General features: G+C 70.3%; 30 protein-coding genes. 12 read left to right on the top strand and 18 right to left on the bottom strand.

What is annotated here, in order from left to right:
• Window positions 1–46: 46 nt before the first annotated feature.
• The 5 genes from Q4A22_RS11095 to Q4A22_RS11075 form a co-directional block, all read right to left on the bottom strand.
• Window positions 47–247: a helix-turn-helix domain-containing protein gene (locus Q4A22_RS11095; protein ID WP_303179475.1), complete on the bottom strand. Its 201-nt coding sequence runs from the start codon at window positions 245–247 to the stop codon at window positions 47–49.
• A gap of 81 nt (window positions 248–328) precedes the next feature.
• The gene (locus Q4A22_RS11090; protein WP_303179473.1) at window positions 329–874 is read right to left on the bottom strand and encodes a hypothetical protein; all 546 of its coding nucleotides are present in this window, start codon (window positions 872–874) and stop codon (window positions 329–331) included.
• Window positions 871–1,689, bottom strand: coding sequence for a hypothetical protein (locus Q4A22_RS11085; RefSeq protein ID WP_303179471.1), 819 nt, complete (start codon window positions 1,687–1,689; stop codon window positions 871–873). Before Q4A22_RS11085 ends, Q4A22_RS11090 begins: the two co-directional genes overlap by 4 nt.
• The gene (locus Q4A22_RS11080; RefSeq protein ID WP_303179469.1) at window positions 1,682–2,275 is read right to left on the bottom strand and encodes a hypothetical protein; all 594 of its coding nucleotides are present in this window, start codon (window positions 2,273–2,275) and stop codon (window positions 1,682–1,684) included. The genes Q4A22_RS11085 and Q4A22_RS11080 overlap by 8 nt, the downstream gene beginning before the upstream one ends.
• An 81-nt stretch (window positions 2,276–2,356) precedes the next feature.
• Window positions 2,357–2,521 carry a helix-turn-helix domain-containing protein gene (locus tag Q4A22_RS11075; RefSeq protein WP_303179541.1) on the bottom strand — a complete coding sequence of 55 codons (165 nt, stop codon included), beginning with the start codon at window positions 2,519–2,521 and terminating at the stop codon, window positions 2,357–2,359.
• 140 nt (window positions 2,522–2,661) lie between these two features.
• On the opposite strand from Q4A22_RS11075, the gene Q4A22_RS11860 reads away from it, so the two are divergent.
• Complete coding sequence (locus Q4A22_RS11860) at window positions 2,662–2,934, top strand: helix-turn-helix domain-containing protein (RefSeq protein ID WP_368410636.1); 273 nt, start codon at window positions 2,662–2,664, stop codon at window positions 2,932–2,934.
• Window positions 2,935–2,977: 43 nt separating this feature from the next.
• On the opposite strand, the gene Q4A22_RS11070 is transcribed toward Q4A22_RS11860, so the two are convergent.
• From Q4A22_RS11070 to Q4A22_RS11015, 12 genes are read right to left on the bottom strand one after another with little or no spacing between them, the layout of a single operon-like run.
• Window positions 2,978–3,451: a single-stranded DNA-binding protein gene (locus Q4A22_RS11070; protein WP_303179468.1), complete on the bottom strand. Its 474-nt coding sequence runs from the start codon at window positions 3,449–3,451 to the stop codon at window positions 2,978–2,980.
• 7 nt (window positions 3,452–3,458) lie between these two features.
• Window positions 3,459–3,713 carry a glutaredoxin family protein gene (locus Q4A22_RS11065; protein ID WP_303179466.1) on the bottom strand — a complete coding sequence of 85 codons (255 nt, stop codon included), beginning with the start codon at window positions 3,711–3,713 and terminating at the stop codon, window positions 3,459–3,461.
• A complete protein-coding gene (locus Q4A22_RS11060) occupies window positions 3,710–3,961 on the bottom strand; it encodes a hypothetical protein (protein ID WP_303179464.1) in 252 nt (83 codons plus the stop codon). Before Q4A22_RS11060 ends, Q4A22_RS11065 begins: the two co-directional genes overlap by 4 nt.
• The gene (locus Q4A22_RS11055) at window positions 3,958–4,329 is read right to left on the bottom strand and encodes an HNH endonuclease (RefSeq protein ID WP_303179462.1); all 372 of its coding nucleotides are present in this window, start codon (window positions 4,327–4,329) and stop codon (window positions 3,958–3,960) included. The genes Q4A22_RS11060 and Q4A22_RS11055 overlap by 4 nt, the downstream gene beginning before the upstream one ends.
• Window positions 4,329–4,691 (bottom strand): hypothetical protein, encoded by a 363-nt coding sequence (locus Q4A22_RS11050; protein ID WP_303179461.1) that lies wholly within the window; start codon window positions 4,689–4,691, stop codon window positions 4,329–4,331. The genes Q4A22_RS11055 and Q4A22_RS11050 overlap by 1 nt, the downstream gene beginning before the upstream one ends.
• On the bottom strand, window positions 4,688–5,182 hold the full coding sequence (locus Q4A22_RS11045; RefSeq protein ID WP_303179460.1) for a hypothetical protein: 495 nt from the start codon (window positions 5,180–5,182) through the stop codon (window positions 4,688–4,690). The genes Q4A22_RS11050 and Q4A22_RS11045 overlap by 4 nt, the downstream gene beginning before the upstream one ends.
• On the bottom strand, window positions 5,179–5,790 hold the full coding sequence (locus Q4A22_RS11040) for an ERF family protein (RefSeq protein ID WP_303179459.1): 612 nt from the start codon (window positions 5,788–5,790) through the stop codon (window positions 5,179–5,181). Before Q4A22_RS11040 ends, Q4A22_RS11045 begins: the two co-directional genes overlap by 4 nt.
• The gene (locus Q4A22_RS11035; RefSeq protein ID WP_303179456.1) at window positions 5,787–5,960 is read right to left on the bottom strand and encodes a hypothetical protein; all 174 of its coding nucleotides are present in this window, start codon (window positions 5,958–5,960) and stop codon (window positions 5,787–5,789) included. The genes Q4A22_RS11040 and Q4A22_RS11035 overlap by 4 nt, the downstream gene beginning before the upstream one ends.
• Window positions 5,957–6,298: a hypothetical protein gene (locus Q4A22_RS11030; protein ID WP_303179454.1), complete on the bottom strand. Its 342-nt coding sequence runs from the start codon at window positions 6,296–6,298 to the stop codon at window positions 5,957–5,959. Before Q4A22_RS11030 ends, Q4A22_RS11035 begins: the two co-directional genes overlap by 4 nt.
• The gene (locus tag Q4A22_RS11025) at window positions 6,295–6,417 is read right to left on the bottom strand and encodes a hypothetical protein (protein WP_303179450.1); all 123 of its coding nucleotides are present in this window, start codon (window positions 6,415–6,417) and stop codon (window positions 6,295–6,297) included. Before Q4A22_RS11025 ends, Q4A22_RS11030 begins: the two co-directional genes overlap by 4 nt.
• Window positions 6,414–6,713: a hypothetical protein gene (locus Q4A22_RS11020; RefSeq protein WP_303179447.1), complete on the bottom strand. Its 300-nt coding sequence runs from the start codon at window positions 6,711–6,713 to the stop codon at window positions 6,414–6,416. The genes Q4A22_RS11025 and Q4A22_RS11020 overlap by 4 nt, the downstream gene beginning before the upstream one ends.
• An 8-nt stretch (window positions 6,714–6,721) precedes the next feature.
• Window positions 6,722–6,940, bottom strand: a complete 219-nt coding sequence (locus Q4A22_RS11015; protein ID WP_303179444.1) for a helix-turn-helix domain-containing protein — start codon at window positions 6,938–6,940, stop codon at window positions 6,722–6,724.
• A gap of 215 nt (window positions 6,941–7,155) precedes the next feature.
• Here Q4A22_RS11015 and Q4A22_RS11010 point away from each other — a divergent pair, with 215 nt between their 5' ends.
• The 5 genes from Q4A22_RS11010 (at window position 7,156) to yaaA (ending at window position 10,729) form a co-directional block, all read left to right on the top strand.
• Window positions 7,156–7,509, top strand: a complete 354-nt coding sequence (locus Q4A22_RS11010; RefSeq protein WP_303179443.1) for a helix-turn-helix domain-containing protein — start codon at window positions 7,156–7,158, stop codon at window positions 7,507–7,509.
• A complete protein-coding gene (locus Q4A22_RS11005; RefSeq protein WP_303179440.1) occupies window positions 7,509–7,886 on the top strand; it encodes an ImmA/IrrE family metallo-endopeptidase in 378 nt (125 codons plus the stop codon). The genes Q4A22_RS11010 and Q4A22_RS11005 overlap by 1 nt, the downstream gene beginning before the upstream one ends.
• Window positions 7,886–9,034 (top strand): site-specific integrase, encoded by a 1,149-nt coding sequence (locus Q4A22_RS11000; RefSeq protein WP_303179437.1) that lies wholly within the window; start codon window positions 7,886–7,888, stop codon window positions 9,032–9,034. The genes Q4A22_RS11005 and Q4A22_RS11000 overlap by 1 nt, the downstream gene beginning before the upstream one ends.
• 151 nt (window positions 9,035–9,185) lie before the next feature.
• The gene (locus Q4A22_RS10995; RefSeq protein WP_303179436.1) at window positions 9,186–9,845 is read left to right on the top strand and encodes a hypothetical protein; all 660 of its coding nucleotides are present in this window, start codon (window positions 9,186–9,188) and stop codon (window positions 9,843–9,845) included.
• Between the two features lie 107 nt (window positions 9,846–9,952).
• A complete protein-coding gene (yaaA, locus tag Q4A22_RS10990; protein ID WP_303179434.1) occupies window positions 9,953–10,729 on the top strand; it encodes a YaaA family protein in 777 nt (258 codons plus the stop codon).
• A 115-nt stretch (window positions 10,730–10,844) separates the two neighbouring features.
• Here the strand turns inward: yaaA and def are convergent, their stop codons facing one another.
• Entirely contained in the window at window positions 10,845–11,414 is a 570-nt protein-coding gene (gene def / locus Q4A22_RS10985; protein WP_303179432.1) for a peptide deformylase, read from the bottom strand.
• A 300-nt stretch (window positions 11,415–11,714) separates the two neighbouring features.
• Between def and Q4A22_RS10980 the strand changes: the two genes are divergently transcribed.
• The 6 genes from Q4A22_RS10980 (at window position 11,715) to Q4A22_RS10955 (ending at window position 17,391) form a co-directional block, all read left to right on the top strand.
• Window positions 11,715–12,764, top strand: a complete 1,050-nt coding sequence (locus Q4A22_RS10980; RefSeq protein WP_303179431.1) for a glycosyltransferase family 1 protein — start codon at window positions 11,715–11,717, stop codon at window positions 12,762–12,764.
• Complete coding sequence (locus tag Q4A22_RS10975) at window positions 12,761–13,822, top strand: glycosyltransferase (protein WP_303179430.1); 1,062 nt, start codon at window positions 12,761–12,763, stop codon at window positions 13,820–13,822. The genes Q4A22_RS10980 and Q4A22_RS10975 overlap by 4 nt, the downstream gene beginning before the upstream one ends.
• Entirely contained in the window at window positions 13,819–14,895 is a 1,077-nt protein-coding gene (locus Q4A22_RS10970) for a glycosyltransferase (protein ID WP_303179429.1), read from the top strand. Before Q4A22_RS10975 ends, Q4A22_RS10970 begins: the two co-directional genes overlap by 4 nt.
• The gene (locus Q4A22_RS10965; RefSeq protein ID WP_303179427.1) at window positions 14,892–15,737 is read left to right on the top strand and encodes a glycosyltransferase family 2 protein; all 846 of its coding nucleotides are present in this window, start codon (window positions 14,892–14,894) and stop codon (window positions 15,735–15,737) included. The genes Q4A22_RS10970 and Q4A22_RS10965 overlap by 4 nt, the downstream gene beginning before the upstream one ends.
• 21 nt (window positions 15,738–15,758) lie before the next feature.
• A complete protein-coding gene (locus tag Q4A22_RS10960; RefSeq protein WP_303179425.1) occupies window positions 15,759–16,412 on the top strand; it encodes a response regulator transcription factor in 654 nt (217 codons plus the stop codon).
• 70 nt (window positions 16,413–16,482) lie between these two features.
• Window positions 16,483–17,391 carry an SDR family oxidoreductase gene (locus Q4A22_RS10955; RefSeq protein WP_303179423.1) on the top strand — a complete coding sequence of 303 codons (909 nt, stop codon included), beginning with the start codon at window positions 16,483–16,485 and terminating at the stop codon, window positions 17,389–17,391.
• Window positions 17,392–17,618 lie beyond the last annotated feature (227 nt).

Below are 17,618 nucleotides of genomic sequence, written 5' to 3'. Positions count from 1 at the left end.
CACGTGACCCGGCCTGACCGGTTCTTCCGGATGCGGATCCAGGAGGTCATGGCTGGGTGTCCGCCCCGCTGACCTCCCGGTTCTCCCGCTCCCAGGCGAGGACGTCCTCGAGGGGGAACCGGATCTGCCGCCCGGCCCGCAGCGACGGGGGAGCGATGCCGCGCTTGCGCCAGTTGTGGATGGTCGTCTCGGTGACGCGGTAGCGCGTCGCGAGGTCCTCGACCGTGAGGAAGGTGGTGGGTTCCACGGTGTCTCCTTCTCGTGGGGCGGGGCGCCCCACTGAACCCAATATAGCACTAATGAATCTAACTATGGTCATATTGGGGGACTACTTCGACAGGGCCCCGAACCCCGGGTCAGCCAGCATGTCCCGCACCCGGGCGAACCGCGGATCCATCTCCGGGTCCTCATCCCACGGCTGCACCGCCCCATCCGCGACCTTCCGCCCGTACTCCGCCACCCGCGACCGGTACGCCGTCACCGCCCGCGGCTGCGACTCGTACTCCGCCCGCGCATGCGGCGGCAACGACGCCAGCAGCTTCTCCCGCTGCGCCCGCTTCCGGGCCATGATCTCCTCCGTCTCCTGCCCCTCCATCGCCCGCAGGTACGCATCCAGGGACAGCAAGGACCGGACCGTCTTCTCCCGCTCCGCCTTCAGCTCCTCCCACACCTTCGCTGCGTGCCCCGGCTGCAGCACCAGCATCTGCGGCTGCGCGTACAGGGCCTTCAAGATGTACCGGGCCTCCCGGAACGGCACGTCCTCCAGCACCGCCTGCCACGCCGAGGCCATCACCCCCTGGTCGTCCAAGGGCTTGATCCGCCCGTCGATCGCCATCGCCATCGCGTGGAACTGCGCGGTCTCCGTGACGTTCACTGCTCCTCCTCCTGCATCCACCCCTGCGCGGCCAGCGCGAGGTGCTCGGTGTGCTCGGCCTGGCGGGTACCCTGCCGGTACGCGGCGGCCATCCGCTCGTTGTTGTCCATCTGCCAGGACGGCCGCGGCCGTCGTGTCGGCGGCTCGTCCTCCCACTGCCGGTTGTTCAGCCAGGTCGCGGGGTAGGGGATGAACTGCTTCTCGATCCCCGCGGATGCCCACATGCGGGCCCCGGCCATGAGCTCCTCGAAGCTGGCGCCCTTCCGGGCCTTGGCGAACGCCCGTTCCGCCGCTGGCCGCTTGGCCTTCTTCGGATAAACCTCGTACCACTGGTCAAACTCCGCCGGCGCAGCCGGTGCCGCGATGGCGACCTCGGCCGAGGGGGTGGGGGGAGTGTTCCTAGAGGTTCTGAGTTCCTGTTGGTTATTAGTTCGTGAGCAAGATTCTGCGCCCCCGGGAGTGCAAGATTCTGCGCCCCTACCGGCGGGCGCACGGCGGCCTCGGCCTGGCTTGCTCAGCACCACGTACTCGTTGGTTGTCTGCCGGTTCTTGCTCACCCTGGGGGTCACTCGCAGAGCCCCGACGTCAACCAGTTCGGAGGTGTACTGGTCCACGGATCGTGGGGACTTGAGGTTCATGAGCGCGGCGAGCTTCTTCCGTGACCAGAAGCTCCCGCGGTTGTCGTTGTCTCCGCACCTACGCAGGATCAGGTACAGGCGGATTGCCTGGGCAGAGACCTCTGACATCAGGAGCCAGTCTGGGCAGATCTGGAACCGGTCCTCGTTGATGACTTCGATGCTCGCGCCGTCACTCACTGGGCGTTCCCTTCGGCCTACGAGAGCGAGTGTTATGGCTAGTACGCACGACGCGGAACGGCCTCATGGTACTGCCGTCTGATGCGTCGAGCTCCTCCAGTTCACCCGCCTGCATCAAGGACACGATGGACTGCTCCACGCTCTGGGGGGAAGTCTGGCAAACGCTCGCCAGGGCATCGAAAGAGATCCACGAAATCTGCGAGTAACGGGTGGCTCCCCGTGCGATGGCCAGTAGGACCAGCCGGTCCTGGCCTTGTGAAGACGAAGACTCCCAGACCCATTCCTCAGCTGTCTGGAAATTACTTGCCTCCCAATCTTCTTGCTCTTTGAGTGCGGAATTGTACGAATTGCGCATATCGCCCAAGTGCTTGATGCGTAGGTCAATATCTGCTACGGAGAGCTGGTCGCCGTCGAGGGTTTGTGCTCGCACTCCTTCCTCCGGGTCAAACACCAGCTCGATGTTGCAGTCTAGGTAGTTGCGCATGGAAGCTTCGTGCTCCCAAAGCGCGGGCGCTTCTGACGGGAAATCGGGATCTGCGAGGGCGACGAACTTTGTGGGGATGAAAGCGGGGGTGTAGCTGGCCATGGTAACTACCTTTCGGGGGTGGGGGGGGGTAGCGGACGCATCGGGGTTTGGATTCCTGGGTGCGGAACTTGAAGCGCAGGGCTACAGGCCTTGGTATTTCTCAACTGCCTCGCGGGGGATACGCCATGGCGATGTCTTTCCGCCAATTCCGGACCGGAAAGCACCGGGAAAGGCGCCGGCTGCGATGAGTTCGTAGATGGTGCTCCGATCGTGTCGCAGCAGGGCAGCTACTTCGCTGACTGTCATGAAGTCCATCTGTTCTTCCTCCTAGCTCGGCCGGACCGTCCTGCCTGATCACCAAGTCTACGCCATTTGGGGTAGGTTGCAAGTTCTGGCGGTAACTTGGGGTGACGCAGGGTGCGAAGGCTGTGCTCTACGGTGGGTGCATGGGTACTAGTGCCAACGCCGTGGGTCCTTTCGCCCGCGCAGTCAACGAGAAGATTCGACAGCTGATGCTGGATCGGGGGATCTCGCAGGTGCGGCTTTCCGGGATGACCGGGATCCCTCAGACATCGATCAGCAACGCCGTGTTCCGGGAACGAAGTGCGCTGACGGTGCACAATTTCGAACTCATATGCCGGTCTCTGGGGGTTCGCCCTGGCGCTATAGCTGACCTAGCCGAGGAGCGGGCCAAGGGTGATGACGCGCCGCCCGCGTGACCACGGCTATGGTCACGCGGGGCGGTCAAGGTACTGAGGTGGATCAGAACGGGGGTTCGTCCTCGGAGTCGGCGCCCCAGTCGTAGCCGCCTCGTGCGCCGCCCTGGGGGGCGGGCTGGGACCACGCGCTGCGGCCGCCCTGGGAGGACTGCTGGCCGCGCTGGCCGCCCTGGGGCTTCTCCCGCGGAGCCCGCAGGACCAGGGCGATCTTCGGCCACTTCATGACCGCGTTGAAGTACGTCTTGCCGTCTCGGCCCTCCTGCTGCTCCAGCTCGGGCATGCCCGTGAACTGGATCAGCGATCCCTCCTGCAGGTGCTCGGCCTGGAACTCGGCGTCCTCCTGCCAGGTGGTCAGCTGCCACCAGGTGGTGTTCGTGGTCTCCCACTCGCCGGTGTCCTTGTTCTTCGCCCGCCGGTCGATGGGGACCTTGAGGTTCAGGACCGCGGTGCCGCTGGGGGTGTAGCGGAGGTCGATCTTGCGGACGAACCCTTCGAGGGTGACTTCGTTGCGTGCCATGCGTGGCCTACTTTCCGGTGATGTGGGTGGTGATCAGGTCGGGGCGGTACCCGGACCAGTGGTGGGTGGTCTCGCCGTCCGAGGCGTAGACCACGGGGGCGGCTTGGTGGCCGAGCTCCGCGGTGATGAAGTCGTACGCGGACTGGTCCTGGGTGACGTCGACCTCGGTGAAGTCCACGGCCCGCTTCCGGAGGCGGCGCTTCGTCGCGACGCACGAGGGGCACGAGGGCTTCGTGTACACGGTCACTGCTGGGTGGGTCATGTGGTGGGTCCTTCCATGTCGTGCAGGTCGTCCTGGATGCCGGCTGCCAGGGTCGTGGCGGCCTCGGCGAGCTCGTGGGCGGTGCGGTCCAGGCGGGTGGCCGCGGCCCGCGCTTGGTCGCGGTTCGCGGGGGTGTTCGTGCTCAGCCGCCGCAGCGTGGCCGCCAAGACCACGGCGTCCGCGTCCAGGCCGGACTGCAGGCGCTTGAACCTCTGGGCCCGTTGGCCCGCTTCGAGTGGGGTGGTCATGGGGTCTTCCTCTCCGTGGTGAGTCGGGATCCGTCGTCCGCGAGGAACAGCCAGGTGCGGCCGCCGTCGAAGGACACGGGCACCTCGTGCGGGCTGCGGGTGCCGTTCTTGGGGACCAGCAGGCCGAGCTCGAGCGCTTCGGCCCGGTGCGACTCCACCCAGCCGTGGTGGCCGGTGGTCCCGGATCCGCACAGCACGATCCCGTTCGCGGCGCCGTTGGTGGCCGTGGCCTTGGAGCCGCCCATGCCGCGGGGCTGCCGGTGGTGGATGGAGTCGAACGCGGGCCGGTAGGGCTTGCCGCACAGCACGCACGCCCAGCCGTCGCGCTCGAGGATCCGCTGGCGGGTGGCCGTCGTGAATCCAGCCATCACGCCCCCTCTCCGTGGGTTGCGTACAGCCGGTTCGACTCGCGCTCGTCCACGCGCTCCGTGCGCAGCGCGTCCGACTTCGCCCGCATCAGGTACAGGCGCTGCCGGGTGGACTCCGCCTTGGCCTCGGCGGCGAGCATCGCCAGCCGGGACGCGTACACGTCGTCATCTGCGGCGGCCTCCGTCTCGGCCTGCGCCTGGGACATGCGGTCGTTGCCCGCCCGTGCCTTCACGATGAACCGGGCCCGGTCCCGCTCGTACTCGGCCTTCGCCCGGCCCGCCTCCTCGACCTCACGGCGGTAGGTGCGCGTCGTGCCGTCCCACTCGAGCAGGACGTCGTTGATGCGCTGCTGGGCGCTCACTCCTCGACCTCCCCGAGCACCCCGCCGGTGATCTCCGCGATGCGCCCCTCACGGGCGATCAGCGACAGCGACTGGTGGATGTCCTTGGCGGGGGTGTAGCGCACAGCCGAGCTGGTGCCAGTTGCCCAGGACAGGCCGGGGATGACCTCGCCGTCCTCGGTGATCGCCGCGTTCTGGGTGGTGACCCGCTTGATCAGGTCCGCCACCGCCTTCTCCTTCAGCACAGTGACGGTCTCCACGAGCTCCGGCATGCTGGTCTCCGCCCACTCGGCCAGAGCGTCCTTGTCCGTAACCCGCCACGCGGGCTTGGGCTCGGTGCGCTGGATCTTCCCCAGGGGCAGCTCCTGGCCGTCCAGGTCGAAGCGGGCCGAGGTGGCGTCGCCGGGCTCCATGTCCTTGGTGATCAGGTGCTCGTGGTCCTTCACGAACTTGTAGAGCTGGCCCTTGAGGTAGTAGGCGGCCATGACCTGTGCTGCGGTGGGGGTGCTCATGATGCGTTCCTCATCTGTGCGTGGTGGTTGCGGAGTTCCTGCAGGGCCCACTCGGGCCAGCCGTGCTGACCAGCCCAGGTGCCGAGCGACTGCACGGCGTCCGGGCCCTTCTGAACGGCGTTCGCGATGCTCTCCCGGATGCGCTGCTCGGGGTCCTCCGCCTGCGCGGCAGGCTGGGCATGCGGGCGGGTCTCCTGGATGTAGTCGTGGTCCGGGTCCGGGTCGTCCGTGGGCAGGCACAGGGCCTGCAGCAGGAAGGTCCGGTACGCCACGGACATGGCCTTCGCGGTCCCCTTGTCTCCTGCGTCGAAGGACTCGGCGGACACCTGCCCGATGAAGTGGTCACCCTCCGGGCCGAACACCGTGTAGTCCACGGTCACGGTCACGAAGTTCATGGGCGTGCCCTTGGCCGTGTTCTTCGACGCGATGTGGTGCTCGGTCTTCGTCGGGGCGATCACGACGCCGTGCTTGCGCAGCGCCGGCCCGACCGCGTTCACGACGGCGTCGATGCCGCGGAAGTTGAAGCCCTGCTGCTTGTTGCGTTCGCCCTTGCGGACCTCGCGCACCTCGGCCATGACGGCCGCGAGCGCCTGGTAAACGGTGGTCATCGGTTCTCCTTGATCGCGGTGAGCGTCTCGGCGGTCTCCTGGTGGGTGGCCCCGTACCGTGTGCGGCACAGCTCGACCATCCCGTCGTCGTCCGTGACCTCGAGCACCCCGGCCAGGGCGGCACGGAAGTCGTCCATCTGGGACGCCGGCATCGGCTGCGGGGCGCTCACGAGACGCTCCGCAGACCCGCCGAGACGGCACGGCCGTCGCGGGGCACACCCTTGGCGCGGCGGCGGGCGATGTACGGGTCCACGTCCGCGGGGTCGACCTCCGGCCAACGGGCGTACACGTCGAAGCCCTTGCCGTCGTCGCGGCGGGTCGAGGTGGCCTCGCACCCGCGGTTCTTCCAGGGGGTCGAGGCGCTGCTGTGCTTGCTGGCCTCCTGGACCAGAGCCCACCGGCCGGGGTGCTCCTTGAGCTGGGCGACGGTCGCGTCACGTTCGCGGCTGGCCGCCCGGCCCTTCCCGGCCTTCGACAGCGGGGGGTCCTGCCATTTGAGGGTGGTCACTTCGTGTTCTCCTTCTCGTGGTGGTCTGCGCGGAACCCGGCCCACAGGGCGCCAGTGAGCACAGCTATGGTCAGCAAGTGCCAAAAGATGGGGGCGTCGATGAACTGGACGAGGGTCATGCGGTGGTCCTTCCGGCGTACCAGACCATGACGGGCGCACGTCGGCGGCCGCCGGTCCGGGAGAGGGTGTAGGTGTGCGAGGGGCGGATGAGGCCCGCCAGCTTGGCCTGGCGGAAGACCCGCCCGGTGATGTACCGGTCCGGGGGCGGGCCCGCGATCCCGCGGACCTCGTCGGCAGTGAACTCGCCCTCGGACTCGGCGAGCTCCCGGATCGCGTCCAGGCACCGGGCCTGGTACTGCTCGCGTTCGCTCGGAGGGGCCGGGGGCAGCCCCTCGATCTGCGGCTGAGTGACCATAGCTGTGGTCACTGGGCCCGGCGCACGAGGCCGACCTTGGCCTGCATGCGCTCCCGATAGGCCTGGACGGCGGAGTAGGGGATGACCCAGGGCGCGTTGCCTTCGCCCATCCCGGCCTTGTAGGCGCCGGGGAAGTAGCCGGCGCGCACGAGGCGGCCCACCACAGCGGGGGACTGGGAGGTAAGCTCGGCGACTTCCTTGATGGGCAGGTCTTTGTCGAGGTGCATGATGCGTTCCTTGAGGGTGGATGCAGCTGTCGTCTCGTGGCGTTGGGCCTGGGCGTACAGCTGGCTCATGGTCATGGTGTCCATTGGGGGGATCCTTTCGACGTCCCCCATTGTGACCATAACTAGGGTCATAGCGCAACCCCTGGATTCAAACATGTGCGTTTCGAGTGCTCCTGAGTGTGACACAGTGGCATGACCACAGATATGCTCAGTGCATGCAACGAAGAAGCAACTCCTCCCCAGCGCCACTGCCGAACGCCTTCGCCCGAGCTGTCAACGCCGAGCTGCGCGCCTACGCGGCGCGGCGCAAGTGGTCGCAGCGCCGACTCGCCGCCGAGAGCGGGGTGCCGCAGAGCACGCTCAGCAAGATGGTCTGGCGCGAGACCGGGCCGCTGACCGTGCACTACCTCAAGGTCATCAGCGACGCCCTGCAGGTCGACCCCGTCAGCATCGTCGCCGCCGCCGAGCGGACCCTGCGCGCCCAGGGGATCGACCCCACCCAGGAGGACTACCGCCTCGCCGCCAAGGAGCACGGACAGCCAGACGTGAGCGAGGAGGACTACCTCTGATGTACGACCCGTGGGAACACGCCGAGCAGCTCGGGCTGACCGTTCGGTACACCCCCTCCCTCGGGACCATGGGACTCTACGAGCACGGCACGATCTGGCTCCTGCCCGACCTGCCGCAGCGCGTGGAGCGGTGCGTGCTCGCTCACGAGATCTCGCACGCCATCCACGGCGACGAGCCGACCAACGACCATGCGCTCTACGCGAGGCGGGAGCAGCGCGCCGACCGCGAGGCCGCAAGCTGGCTGATCCGTGAGCACGACCTCCGCCGTTGCGCGCAGGTCACCGACGACCTCGGAGCGTGGGCACTGGAACTCGACGTCACCGGGTGGATCCTCACCGCACGACTGCAGAACCTCGAAAAGGAGAATGCCGCGTAATGGCACACGTAGTCGACCGCTGGCACTCGATTAGCAGCGAGACTGGGCGCAAGAAGCGCACCGACCGATATGGCAAGGGCCTGCGCTGGCAGGTCGAGTACATCAACGGTGACGGCGCCAAGCGCCGGCGCTCGTTCGCGTACCGGGAGCTCGCCGACGAGTTCTGCACCGCGGTCAAGGCCGAGCAGCACCGGGGCGTCTACCGGCGCGGCACCGGCCGTGAGACGTTCCAGGACGTGGCCAAGCAGTGGCTCGACGCGCAGATCCACCTGCGGGACACCTCCCGCAACGCGGCGCGCATCCGGCTCGAGAAGACCGTCTACCCCTCGCTCGGGTCCCGCCCCATCACGCTGATCAGCCAGGCGGACGTGCAGGCGGCCGTGGCCGCGTGGGCGCTGGACTACGCCCCGTCGACGGTGCGCCTGGCCTACGGCTACATGTCCAGCGTGTTCCACTACGCCGTGGCCCGGGAGCTGATCCCGCGCTCCCCGTGCGTGAAGATCCGGCTCCCGCGGGAGTCCACGGACAAGATCGTCCCGCTCGCGGACGAGACGGTGGCCCGCGTGGCTGCTGCGGTGCCCGCGCACCTGGAGGCCATGGTGTGGCTGATCGCGGCGACCGGGCTGCGCGGGGGAGAGGCCCGCGCCCTCACCTGGGACCGGGTCCACGAGTCGCACCTGGTGGTGGACCGCCAGGTTGTCGCCCTCGACGCCGGGCGGCCCGTGTGGGGTCCGCCGAAGACGGAGTCCTCGCGGCGGAAGGTCACGATCGGGCCGATGGTGCACGCCATGCTCACCAAGCACCGGGAGATGTTTGGGGAAGGCCCGGACGGGATCGTGTTCCGATCGGCCACGGGCCAGCCGGTGATGCGCTCCACCATGTCCCGGGCGTGGCGGTCGGCCCGGGAGAAGGCCCCACTCGCGGGCGCCGGCTGGCACCAGTTGCGCCACTACCACGCCTCGAAGCTGATCGCCGCGGGCCTGTCGCCGGTGGCGGTCGCGCACCGCCTCGGGCACAAGGACGCGACCGAGACCCTGCAGACCTACGCGCACTTGTGGCCCTCCGAGGACTCGGTCATGGCCGCGCAGGGGGACGAGATCGTCGCCCCGGTGATGGGCGGCAACGTGCGCGCCCTGCGGAATGCCTAACCCTCCGTACGCCCTCCAAGGCTATATCGCCGCAGGTCAGCGGGGCGGGAGCCAGTTCCCGGCTCACAGGCCCACCTGTCCACCACCCCCCTCCGCGTGCGCTCCCCTCGAGGTTTCCCGGGGCGTCGCCACTCTCGTCCCAGGAGACTCCGTGAACCGTCGCGTCCGTGCCCTGCCGCTATCCCTCGCGCTCGCCGCGCTCGCACTCACCGGCTGCGGCGGGGGCGACGACGCCCCGACGGACGCCGCCGGCTCGTCCGCCAGCGCCACCACCAGCGCGACGACGAGTCCCACCCGGGCGGCGTCGAGCACTCCGGCCGCCGAGCCGCCGAGCGAGTCGGCAGCCGCCACGGCCCCCGTCGAGACGGCGGAGCCGGTGGAGACGACGGGCCCCGAGCCCGATCAGACCCCGGTCGCCGAGGCCGCCGGGGAGGCCGACGTGCAGGAGTTCTTCCGGACCGGCGGGCAGTGCATCGCGGACGTCTGGAGCTCCTCCCTGCCCGCCACCGATGAGCTGCACCAGCAGGTCATCGACTACTGCGCGGCTCACCAGCTGGGTGACTGGAGCCACGGGTACGACCCGATGGACCCGGAGAACATGGGCGGTGGCACGGCGGAGCCCCGCCGGGCCGGCGAGGAGACACCGGCTGCTGACGAGAACGGCTACGTGGGTCCGTCGGACGAGTACTACGACTACAGCGGGTACGTTGCACCGGGCTTCGAGTACCAGGTCGGCTCGGAGTGCTTCGACCCGACCCTGGGCCGCTGCAAGAGCAGCGGTGAGATCCAGTCCGAGAACCTGGGCCGGTAGCTCTGCGTCCCAGCAACCGGGGGACGGTGCGTTCCCCTCACCTGGGCCCCGCGTCGTGGCCGCTCGGTACCAGCACCGTTGGGAGGGCGGCGCCCTACACTCGTGGGGTGCTGATTCTGCTGCCGCCCTCCGAGTCCAAGACCGCGCCCGCCTCGGGGGATCCCCTGGACCTGCCCGCCCTGAGCCTGGCCCGGCTCACGCCCGAGCGCGAGCAGCTGGTGGACACCCTGGCGGCGGTGAGCGTCCGCGACGACGCGCTGGAGGTGCTGGGCGTGGGCCCCTCGCTCGCGGCCGACGTCGCCCGCAACCGTGAGCTGCGCACCGCACCCGCCGCACCGGCGCTCGAGGTCTACACGGGGGTGCTCTACGACGCCCTGGACGCGGACACCCTGAGCCCGGCGGGCCGCGCCGCGGCGGACGAGTCCCTGCTGGTGGTCTCCGCGCTGTGGGGTGCCGTGCGCCCGGGCGACCGCATCCCGGCCTACCGCCTGTCCATGGGGACCGCGCTGCCGGGGACCGGGCGGCTGAGCACCTGGTGGAAACCGCGTCTGAGCCCGGTGCTGGACGAGCTCGCGGCCGGGAAGGTGGTGGTGGACTGCCGGTCCGCCGCCTACGCCGCGGCGTGGAGAGCACCGGCGCTGCGCACGGTGTCCGTGCGGGTGGAGCAGCGGAGACCGGACGGCTCCCGCGCCGTGGTGTCCCACCACGCCAAGCACACCCGCGGTCTGGTGGCCAGGGCGCTGTGCGAGTTCCGCGGGGCCGGGGGAGACCTCGCCACGGTGGAGCAGGTCGGGGACGCGGTGGCCGAGCACTGGACCGTGGAGCTCACGGTGCCCACCGCCCGCTCCGCCGGTGTCCTGACGGTGGTGCTGGACCCGCAGTGACGGGGTCGTGACCCTGGCGGCCCGGGAACCCCTTCAGGTTGCGGTCCCCTCGGGGCATGACGAGGCGGAAGCCGGCGGCACACTGCTCACCGGGTGTGCTCCCTGCTCAGTGGCCTCAGTGGCCGAACGGGTCCTCGTCCACGCCGGGCAGCCACGTGCCGTCCGTGCCCCAGCGCTCCCTGGCGATGGCCTTGCGGGCCTTGCGGGTCCACTTGGGGTTGAGCCGGTCCACGTAGAGCTTGCCGTCCAGGTGGTCGTACTCGTGCTGCATGACCCGGGCGAACCAGCCGGTGGCCTCGAACGCCACGGGATCGCCGTTCTCGTCCTGACCCGCGACCCGCACCCAGTCCGCGCGCTTGAGGGGCCAGGCCTGGCCCGGCACCGACAGGCACCCCTCTGACTCCTCCTCCGGATCCGGGGCGGTCTCCGAGATCTTCCCGGTGCTCAGCACGGGGTTCACGAGAGTCCCCCGGGGTGCCACCCCGTCCTCGTTCTCGTAGAGGTACGTGAAGATCCGCAGCCCCACGCCGATCTGCGGGGCGGCCAGACCCACGCCGTGGGCGAGGTCCATGGTCTCGTGCATGTCCGCGACCAGGGTGCGCAGGGCGTCGTCGAACTCCGTGACCCTGGCGGCGGGACGGTGCAGCACGGGGCTGCCGGAGATCACGATGGGACGGACGCTCATGCGGGACACCTCGGAACTTCGGGGACGGTCCGCCGCGGACCCGGCAGGGGGCCGCGACGCTCGATGGCGCCCGCGACCGGCGGAGCGGGCGGGCGCAGGCCAATATATCGTGTCGGAACCGTCAGTAAGATGGGTATCGTCGCCCGGGACCGCACGAGCACTCGTGCACGGCGTCGTCCCGCGCTCGGCACTGCACCGCGCGGTGAACCGGTGTCCCCGCGGACACCCGCAGCAGAAGCACAGTTCGTTTACCGCAGGAGGTTCCACCGAGTGAGGGTCGCGTCCTTACCCCACGGTCACGTGTACGTCGAGCACCTCAGTGACCCCGACGGTCCGGGGACCGTCCACCGGCTGCCGGACCCTGCCCCCGCGCACCCCGTCCCGGGTGCCCCGTGGTGGCCCCTGGTGATGCTGGACGAGACCTGGATCCGTGAGCACGCGGAGGACTTCGACCTCTACCACCTGCACTTCGGCTTCGACCAGACGCCGCCCGCGGCCCTGCGCCGGATCGTGGACACCCTGCACGAGCTGGGCAAGGCGTTCGTCTACACCGTCCACGACCTGCGCAACCCGCACCAGGAGGACCCCGCCGCCCAGGACGCCGCCCTGGACGTGCTGGTCCCCGCCGCGGACGCGCTGATCACCCTCACCCCCGGCGCCGCCCGGGCGATCCACCAGCGGTGGGGCCGCACCGCCACGGTCGTCCCGCACCCGCACGTGCTCCCGCTGCACGCCTGGGCGCCACACCGGTCCGTGCCGCGGACCCCCACGGTGGGGCTGCACCTCAAGAGCATGCGCACCAACATGAGCCCCCTGCCCGTGGCCCGGGTTCTCCTGGCCGCCGCGGCGCGCGGGGACATCCACCTGGTGCTCGACGCCCACACCGACGTGGTGACTCCGGGGGCCCGCCACCACGACCCCCGCGTGGTCGAGCTGCTGGCCGCCGCCCGCACCACCGCGAACACCACCGTCCACGTCCACGACATCTACTCGGACGAGCAGCTGCGGGAGTACCTGCGGGCCCTGGACCTGTCCGTGCTGGCCTACCGGTTCGGCACCCACTCGGGATGGCTCGAGCTGTGCCGGGACCTCGGCACCCGCGTGCTCGCCCCCACCGTGGGCTTCTACCACGAGCAGCACCCCGGCGTGCTGGGCTTCGAGTGGGACGCGTCCGGTCGGCCCCGCGCCGAGCAGATCGACGCCGCGGTCGCCGGACTCGCCGGCAGCCCGGCCTGGCAGGCGGGCGCGGAGGACCGCGCGGCCCAGCGCCGTCGGATCGCCGCCGCCCACGAGGACGTCTACCGCCGCGCTCTCGCCGCGCGCGCCGCGCGGGAGGGGGATGCCGCGTGAAGGTCGCACTGCTCGCGCACGACCGCTACCCCGTGGCCCCGCCGTTCTCCGGAGGTCTGGAGTCCTTCACGTGGCACCTGGCCCGTGGCCTGAAGCGGCGCGGGGTGGAGGTGGTGGTCTTCGCCGCGCCCGGCTCCGACCCCCAGTTGGGCGTCGAGGAGCTGGACGTGGAGCCGCTCGTGCTCAGCGAGGAGGCCCGCAACGACGTCGCCATGCCGCCCGAGGCCCAGGTGCGCGAGACGTTCTCCTACATGCAGGTGATGCGCGCGTTCGCGAACCGCCCGGACATCGACGTGGTGCACAACAACTCTCTGCACTTCCTGCCCATCGTGATGTCCGCGGCCATTCCGCAGCCGCTCGTGACCACCCTGCACACTCCGGCCACGCCGTGGCTCGAACCCGCGCTGCGGCTCACGCCCACCGCCCACACGGTGGCGGTCAGCGACTCCGTCGCGCAGCTGTGGAGCACGGTCACGCCCGCGCGGGTGATCCGCAACGGCGTGGACCCGCAGGAGTGGCGGCCCGGTCCGGGCGGGGACACCCTGGTGTGGTCCGGGCGGATCGTGCCTGAGAAGGCGCCGCACGTGGCCGCCCTGATCGCCAGCCGGGCGGGTTGGAAGCTGCGGATCGCGGGCCCCATCGCGGACCGGCAGTACTTCGACGCCGGGCTCAGACCCCTCCTGGACGAGGACGTCACCTACGTGGGCCACCTGGACACCCACCAGCTGCGGGAGCTCGTCGGGCACAGCGCCGCGGCGCTGGTGACCCCCGCGTGGGAGGAGCCCTACGGCCTGGTGGCCGCGGAGGCCATGGCGTGCGGCACCCCCGTGCTGGCCGTGGCCCGGGGCGGTCTCAGCGAGGTGGTGCGCTTCCCCGGGGGCCTCACGTCCCAGCCGGGTGCGAGCGAGGCGGAGACCGTGGCCGCCGCCGCGGCCGTGCTGCCCCTCGTGGTGGGCATGGACCGCACCCGCGTCCGCCACTACGCCCTGGAGCACTGCTCGCTGGACGCCACCGTGGACGCCTACGCCGAGCTCTACCGGGAACTGGTGGGCGCGTGATCGGCTACTACGTCCACCACCAAGGCCTGGGCCACCGCAACCGCGCCACCCAGATCGCCCGGGAGCTCACGGTTCCGGTCACCGGATTCAGCACGCTCGAGCGGCCGGAGGACTGGCCCGGCGAGTGGGTCCAGCTGCCCCCGGACCTCGCGGAGCACCCGGTGGACCCCACGGCCCACGGCGTGCTGCACTGGGCGCCCCTGGCCCACCCCGACCACCGCGAGCGCATGGGCATCATGGCCGATCGGCTGCGCACGGACCTGGAGCTCATGGTCACGGACACCTCCGCGGAGGTCACCCTGCTGGCCCGGCTGATGGGCGTCCCCACGGTGGTGATGGCCATGCGCGGGGACCGCACCGACCGCACGCACCGCGCCGCGTACGACGCCGCCACGGCCCTCGTGGCCCCGTGGTCCCGCGAGACGGCGGAGCCCGACTGGCTGCAGGAGTGGAACCGCAAGACCACCTTCACGGGTGCCATCTCCCGATTCGACCCACCCTCGAACGCCGCCCCCTCGTCCCTCGCCCCGGGGGACGACGCCGCGTCGCACACCCTCGCGCACCCCGGCCCCGCGCCGGCGGCGCCCGCGCCCGCGCAGGCCCCGGGCGGCGTCGCCGGGCCGAGAACCGTTCTCGTGGTGTGGGGGCGCGGCGGCAGGGTCGTGGGGGATGCAGAGATCGCCGCGGCCCGCGCCGCAACCCCCGGGTGGCGGTGGACGGTGCGCACACCGGACGAGCCCTCACCGGACCTGTGGCGCGAGCTGCATGAGGCCACCGTGGTGGTCACGCACGGCGGGAACAACGCCGTGGCGGAGCTCTCCGCGGCCCGGGCCCGGGCGGTGGTGGTGGCGCAGCCGCGGCCCCACGACGAGCAGCTCGCCACCGCAGCAGCCTTGGACCGCGCGGAGATCTGCGTGGGTCTCGACGCCTGGCCGGAGGCTCGTGCCTGGCCCGTTCTGCTGGAGCGCGCCCGCACCCTCGGCGGGGAGCGGTGGCAGCGGTGGCACCACGGCGACGGCGCCCGGCGCGCGGCCCGTGCGCTGGAGTCCGTCCTGCGGGGGAGCGGCTGGTGAGCACGGCACTCGTCACCATCGCCTCTGGGCGCCACACGCACCTGCGGCGCCAGCGGGAGTGGCTCGCGGCGCAGAGCGGGGCGCCGCTCGTGCACGTGGTGGTCAGCATGGGGGACCCCGGGATCCACGAGGTCGTGGCGCTGCGTGCTGAGGTGCCGAGCGTCGTCGTGGACCTCCCTGCGGGGAAGGACCTGCCGCTGGCGGCCGCGCGCAACGCGGGAGTGGCCCGTGCAGCCCGTCAGGGCGCGGACCGGGTGGTGCTGCTGGACGTGGACTGCCTGCCGCACCCGGACATGGTGCGCGACTACGGGCGGGCGCTCGACGGGCTGGGCTCGCGGCGGGCCGTGGTCAGTGGACGGGTGCAGTACCTCCCGGAGGGGCTGCAGGAGCACGACCACACCCCCGGGAACGCCGCCCGGGTGGGCCGTGACCACGCCGCCCGCGTGCTGCCCCCTCCCGGGGAGCTGGCGCCCGCGGACCCGCGGATGCTGTGGTCGCTGTCCATGGCCTGCACCGTGGAGACCTGGAACGCGGCGGGCGGCTTCGACGAGCGCTACGTGGGCTACGGGGGCGAGGACACGGACTTCGGTCAACGCCTCGCGGCGGTGGGCGGCGAGCTGTGGTGGTACGGGGGAGCGGCCGCGTACCACCAGTACCACCCCACGCAGTCGCCCCCGGTCCAGCACGCTGCGGCCATCGCGCGCAACGCGAACCTCTTCCGCCGCGCCTGGGGCTTCGACCCCATGGAGGGCTGGCTGCGGGAGCTGGCGGCGCTGGGGCACCTCACCCGGGAGGGAGAGGACTGGCGGGCGGTCGAACAGTGTTCGAGAAATGGTGCGTGAGCTTACCATTATGCTCGTGGGGTGGTTTCTCGACTCCCTGACATCTCCCTGGCCCTGATCAACGACTACCCCGTGGTGGTCGAAGGGGTGGCGCGCATGCTGGAGGACCACCCCCGGCTGCGGATCGTGGAGATGGACTCGGGGCACCTGCCCGAGCGCGAGGCTCACGTGGTGCTCTACGACGCGTTCGCCGCCACGGACCGGGGTGCCTCGGACGTGCGGCGTCTGGTGGCGGACCCCCGCTGCCACCGGGTGGTCATGTACACGTGGCACGTGGACGCCGGGCAGGTGGACGAGGCTATGGGACTGGGCATGGACGGCTACCTCTCCAAGCAGCTCAGCGCCGAGGAGCTCACCGGCGCCCTGGTGCGCATCCACGAGGGGGAGCGCGTGGTGCGGCCCGAACCGGTGCGCGAGGAGGCGAACCTGCCGGACTGGCCCGGTCGCCCCGAGGGGCTCTCGGCCCGGGAGGCCGAGGTGATCGCCCTGATCACCCAGGGGTTCACGAACGACGAGATCGCCCGCAACTGCTACCTGAGCATCAACTCGGTGAAGTCCTACATCCGCTCCGCCTACCGCAAGATGGGCGTGGAGCGGCGCAGCCAGGCCGTGCTGTGGGGCGTGCGCCACGGCATGGAACCGAGCGCGCAGAAGCGCCGCGTCACCACGGTCTGAACCCGCCTCCGCCGCATTCCACCCGCTCAGGTGGGCGACACGGGCGCGCCCTGAGGGGCACAATGGGGACATGACCGATAACAAGTTCGCAGCAGACAAGAAGGCCCAGGAGCTCGCCGGGGAGGAGGGCGGTTTCCCGGAGCAGGAGCAGACCCCTCCCGGGCTGTCCACGGAGATGAACCCGTTCCCGGACCACGGCGAGGAGAACTGGGTGGGCCACGGCCGCCTGGAGGGCCTCAAGGCCCTCATCACCGGCGGCGACTCCGGCATCGGCCGGGCCGTGGCCATCGCCTTCGCCCGTGAGGGCGCGGACGTGGCCATCAACTATCTCCAGGACGAGGAGTCGGACGCCCAGGACACCAAGCAGTGGATCGAGAAGGCCGGGCGCAAGGCCGTCCTGCTCCCCGCGGACCTCCGCGAGGAGTCCGCGGCCCGCGGCGTGGTGGACCAGGCTGCCGAGCAGCTCGGCGGGCTGGACATCGTTGTCAACAACGCCGGGTTCCAGTGGGCCCGCCGTGACGGCGGCCTGCAGGGCCTGAAGACCGAGGAGATGGACCGGGTCTTCAAGACCAACCTCTACGCCCTGTTCTGGGTCTCCCAGCAGTCCCTGCAGTACCTGGGCCACGGTTCCTCGATCATCAACGTCAGCTCCATCCAGGCCTACGACCCCTCGGAGAACCTGATCGACTACGCCGCCACCAAGGCCGCGATCAACAACTTCACGGTCAACCTGGCCAGCGAGCTGGGCGAGAAGGGCATCCGCGTGAACGCGGTGGCCCCGGGCCCCATCTGGACCCCGCTGCAGCCCGCCACCAAGGCCGGGGACGGCATGCCGAGCTTCGGCAGCGACACCCCGCTGGGACGCGCGGGCCAGCCCTCCGAGATGGCGGGGGCCTTCGTGTTCCTGGCCAGCCCGGCGGAGGCCTCCTACGTCTCCGGCACGGTCATCGGCGTGACCGGCGGCAAGCCCGTCTTCTGATCGGGCGAGGCTCGAAGGAGCAGTGAGTGCGGGCGGGACGGATCATCACGACCCCCCCCCCCCCAATGCGCCCCCGCCCCCCCGGCCCCCCCCCCACAACACACATATAAAACTTTTGTCGATAAAAACTATTTCACAGATATCTGTGTAGATATCTGATACTTAGATTCAGAGCGCGGAAGACTTAAGATAGATAAGTGCAGAAACAGTTAAAGTGTGTGTGTGTG

It is taken from the genome of Kocuria sp., from assembly GCF_030530945.1.
GTDB lineage: Bacteria > Actinomycetota > Actinomycetes > Actinomycetales > Micrococcaceae > Kocuria.
Note: the sequence above shows the minus strand (reverse complement) of the source record. Positions and strands in the feature narration are given on the sequence as shown.

Excerpts from the sequence above, each read along its gene's own strand:
- Q4A22_RS11860 (WP_368410636.1), top strand. The coding sequence starts at position 2,662 with ATGGGTACTAGTGCCAACGCCGTGGGTCCTTTCGCCCGCGCAGTCAAC.
- Q4A22_RS11010 (WP_303179443.1), top strand. The coding sequence starts at position 7,156 with ATGCAACGAAGAAGCAACTCCTCCCCAGCGCCACTGCCGAACGCCTTC.
- Q4A22_RS11000 (WP_303179437.1), top strand. The coding sequence starts at position 7,886 with ATGGCACACGTAGTCGACCGCTGGCACTCGATTAGCAGCGAGACTGGG.
- Q4A22_RS11045 (WP_303179460.1), bottom strand. The coding sequence starts at position 5,182 with ATGAGCACCCCCACCGCAGCACAGGTCATGGCCGCCTACTACCTCAAG.
- Q4A22_RS11065 (WP_303179466.1), bottom strand. The coding sequence starts at position 3,713 with ATGACCCACCCAGCAGTGACCGTGTACACGAAGCCCTCGTGCCCCTCG.
- def (WP_303179432.1), bottom strand. The coding sequence starts at position 11,414 with ATGAGCGTCCGTCCCATCGTGATCTCCGGCAGCCCCGTGCTGCACCGT.
- Q4A22_RS10955 (WP_303179423.1), top strand. The coding sequence starts at position 16,483 with ATGACCGATAACAAGTTCGCAGCAGACAAGAAGGCCCAGGAGCTCGCC.
- Q4A22_RS11070 (WP_303179468.1), bottom strand. The coding sequence starts at position 3,451 with ATGGCACGCAACGAAGTCACCCTCGAAGGGTTCGTCCGCAAGATCGAC.
- Q4A22_RS11020 (WP_303179447.1), bottom strand. The coding sequence starts at position 6,713 with ATGGTCACTCAGCCGCAGATCGAGGGGCTGCCCCCGGCCCCTCCGAGC.
- Q4A22_RS11025 (WP_303179450.1), bottom strand. The coding sequence starts at position 6,417 with ATGACCCTCGTCCAGTTCATCGACGCCCCCATCTTTTGGCACTTGCTG.
- Q4A22_RS11075 (WP_303179541.1), bottom strand. The coding sequence starts at position 2,521 with ATGACAGTCAGCGAAGTAGCTGCCCTGCTGCGACACGATCGGAGCACC.
- Q4A22_RS11040 (WP_303179459.1), bottom strand. The coding sequence starts at position 5,790 with ATGACCACCGTTTACCAGGCGCTCGCGGCCGTCATGGCCGAGGTGCGC.
- Q4A22_RS11060 (WP_303179464.1), bottom strand. The coding sequence starts at position 3,961 with ATGACCACCCCACTCGAAGCGGGCCAACGGGCCCAGAGGTTCAAGCGC.
- Q4A22_RS11080 (WP_303179469.1), bottom strand. The coding sequence starts at position 2,275 with ATGGCCAGCTACACCCCCGCTTTCATCCCCACAAAGTTCGTCGCCCTC.
- Q4A22_RS11005 (WP_303179440.1), top strand. The coding sequence starts at position 7,509 with ATGTACGACCCGTGGGAACACGCCGAGCAGCTCGGGCTGACCGTTCGG.
- Q4A22_RS11015 (WP_303179444.1), bottom strand. The coding sequence starts at position 6,940 with ATGCACCTCGACAAAGACCTGCCCATCAAGGAAGTCGCCGAGCTTACC.
- Q4A22_RS11055 (WP_303179462.1), bottom strand. The coding sequence starts at position 4,329 with ATGGCTGGATTCACGACGGCCACCCGCCAGCGGATCCTCGAGCGCGAC.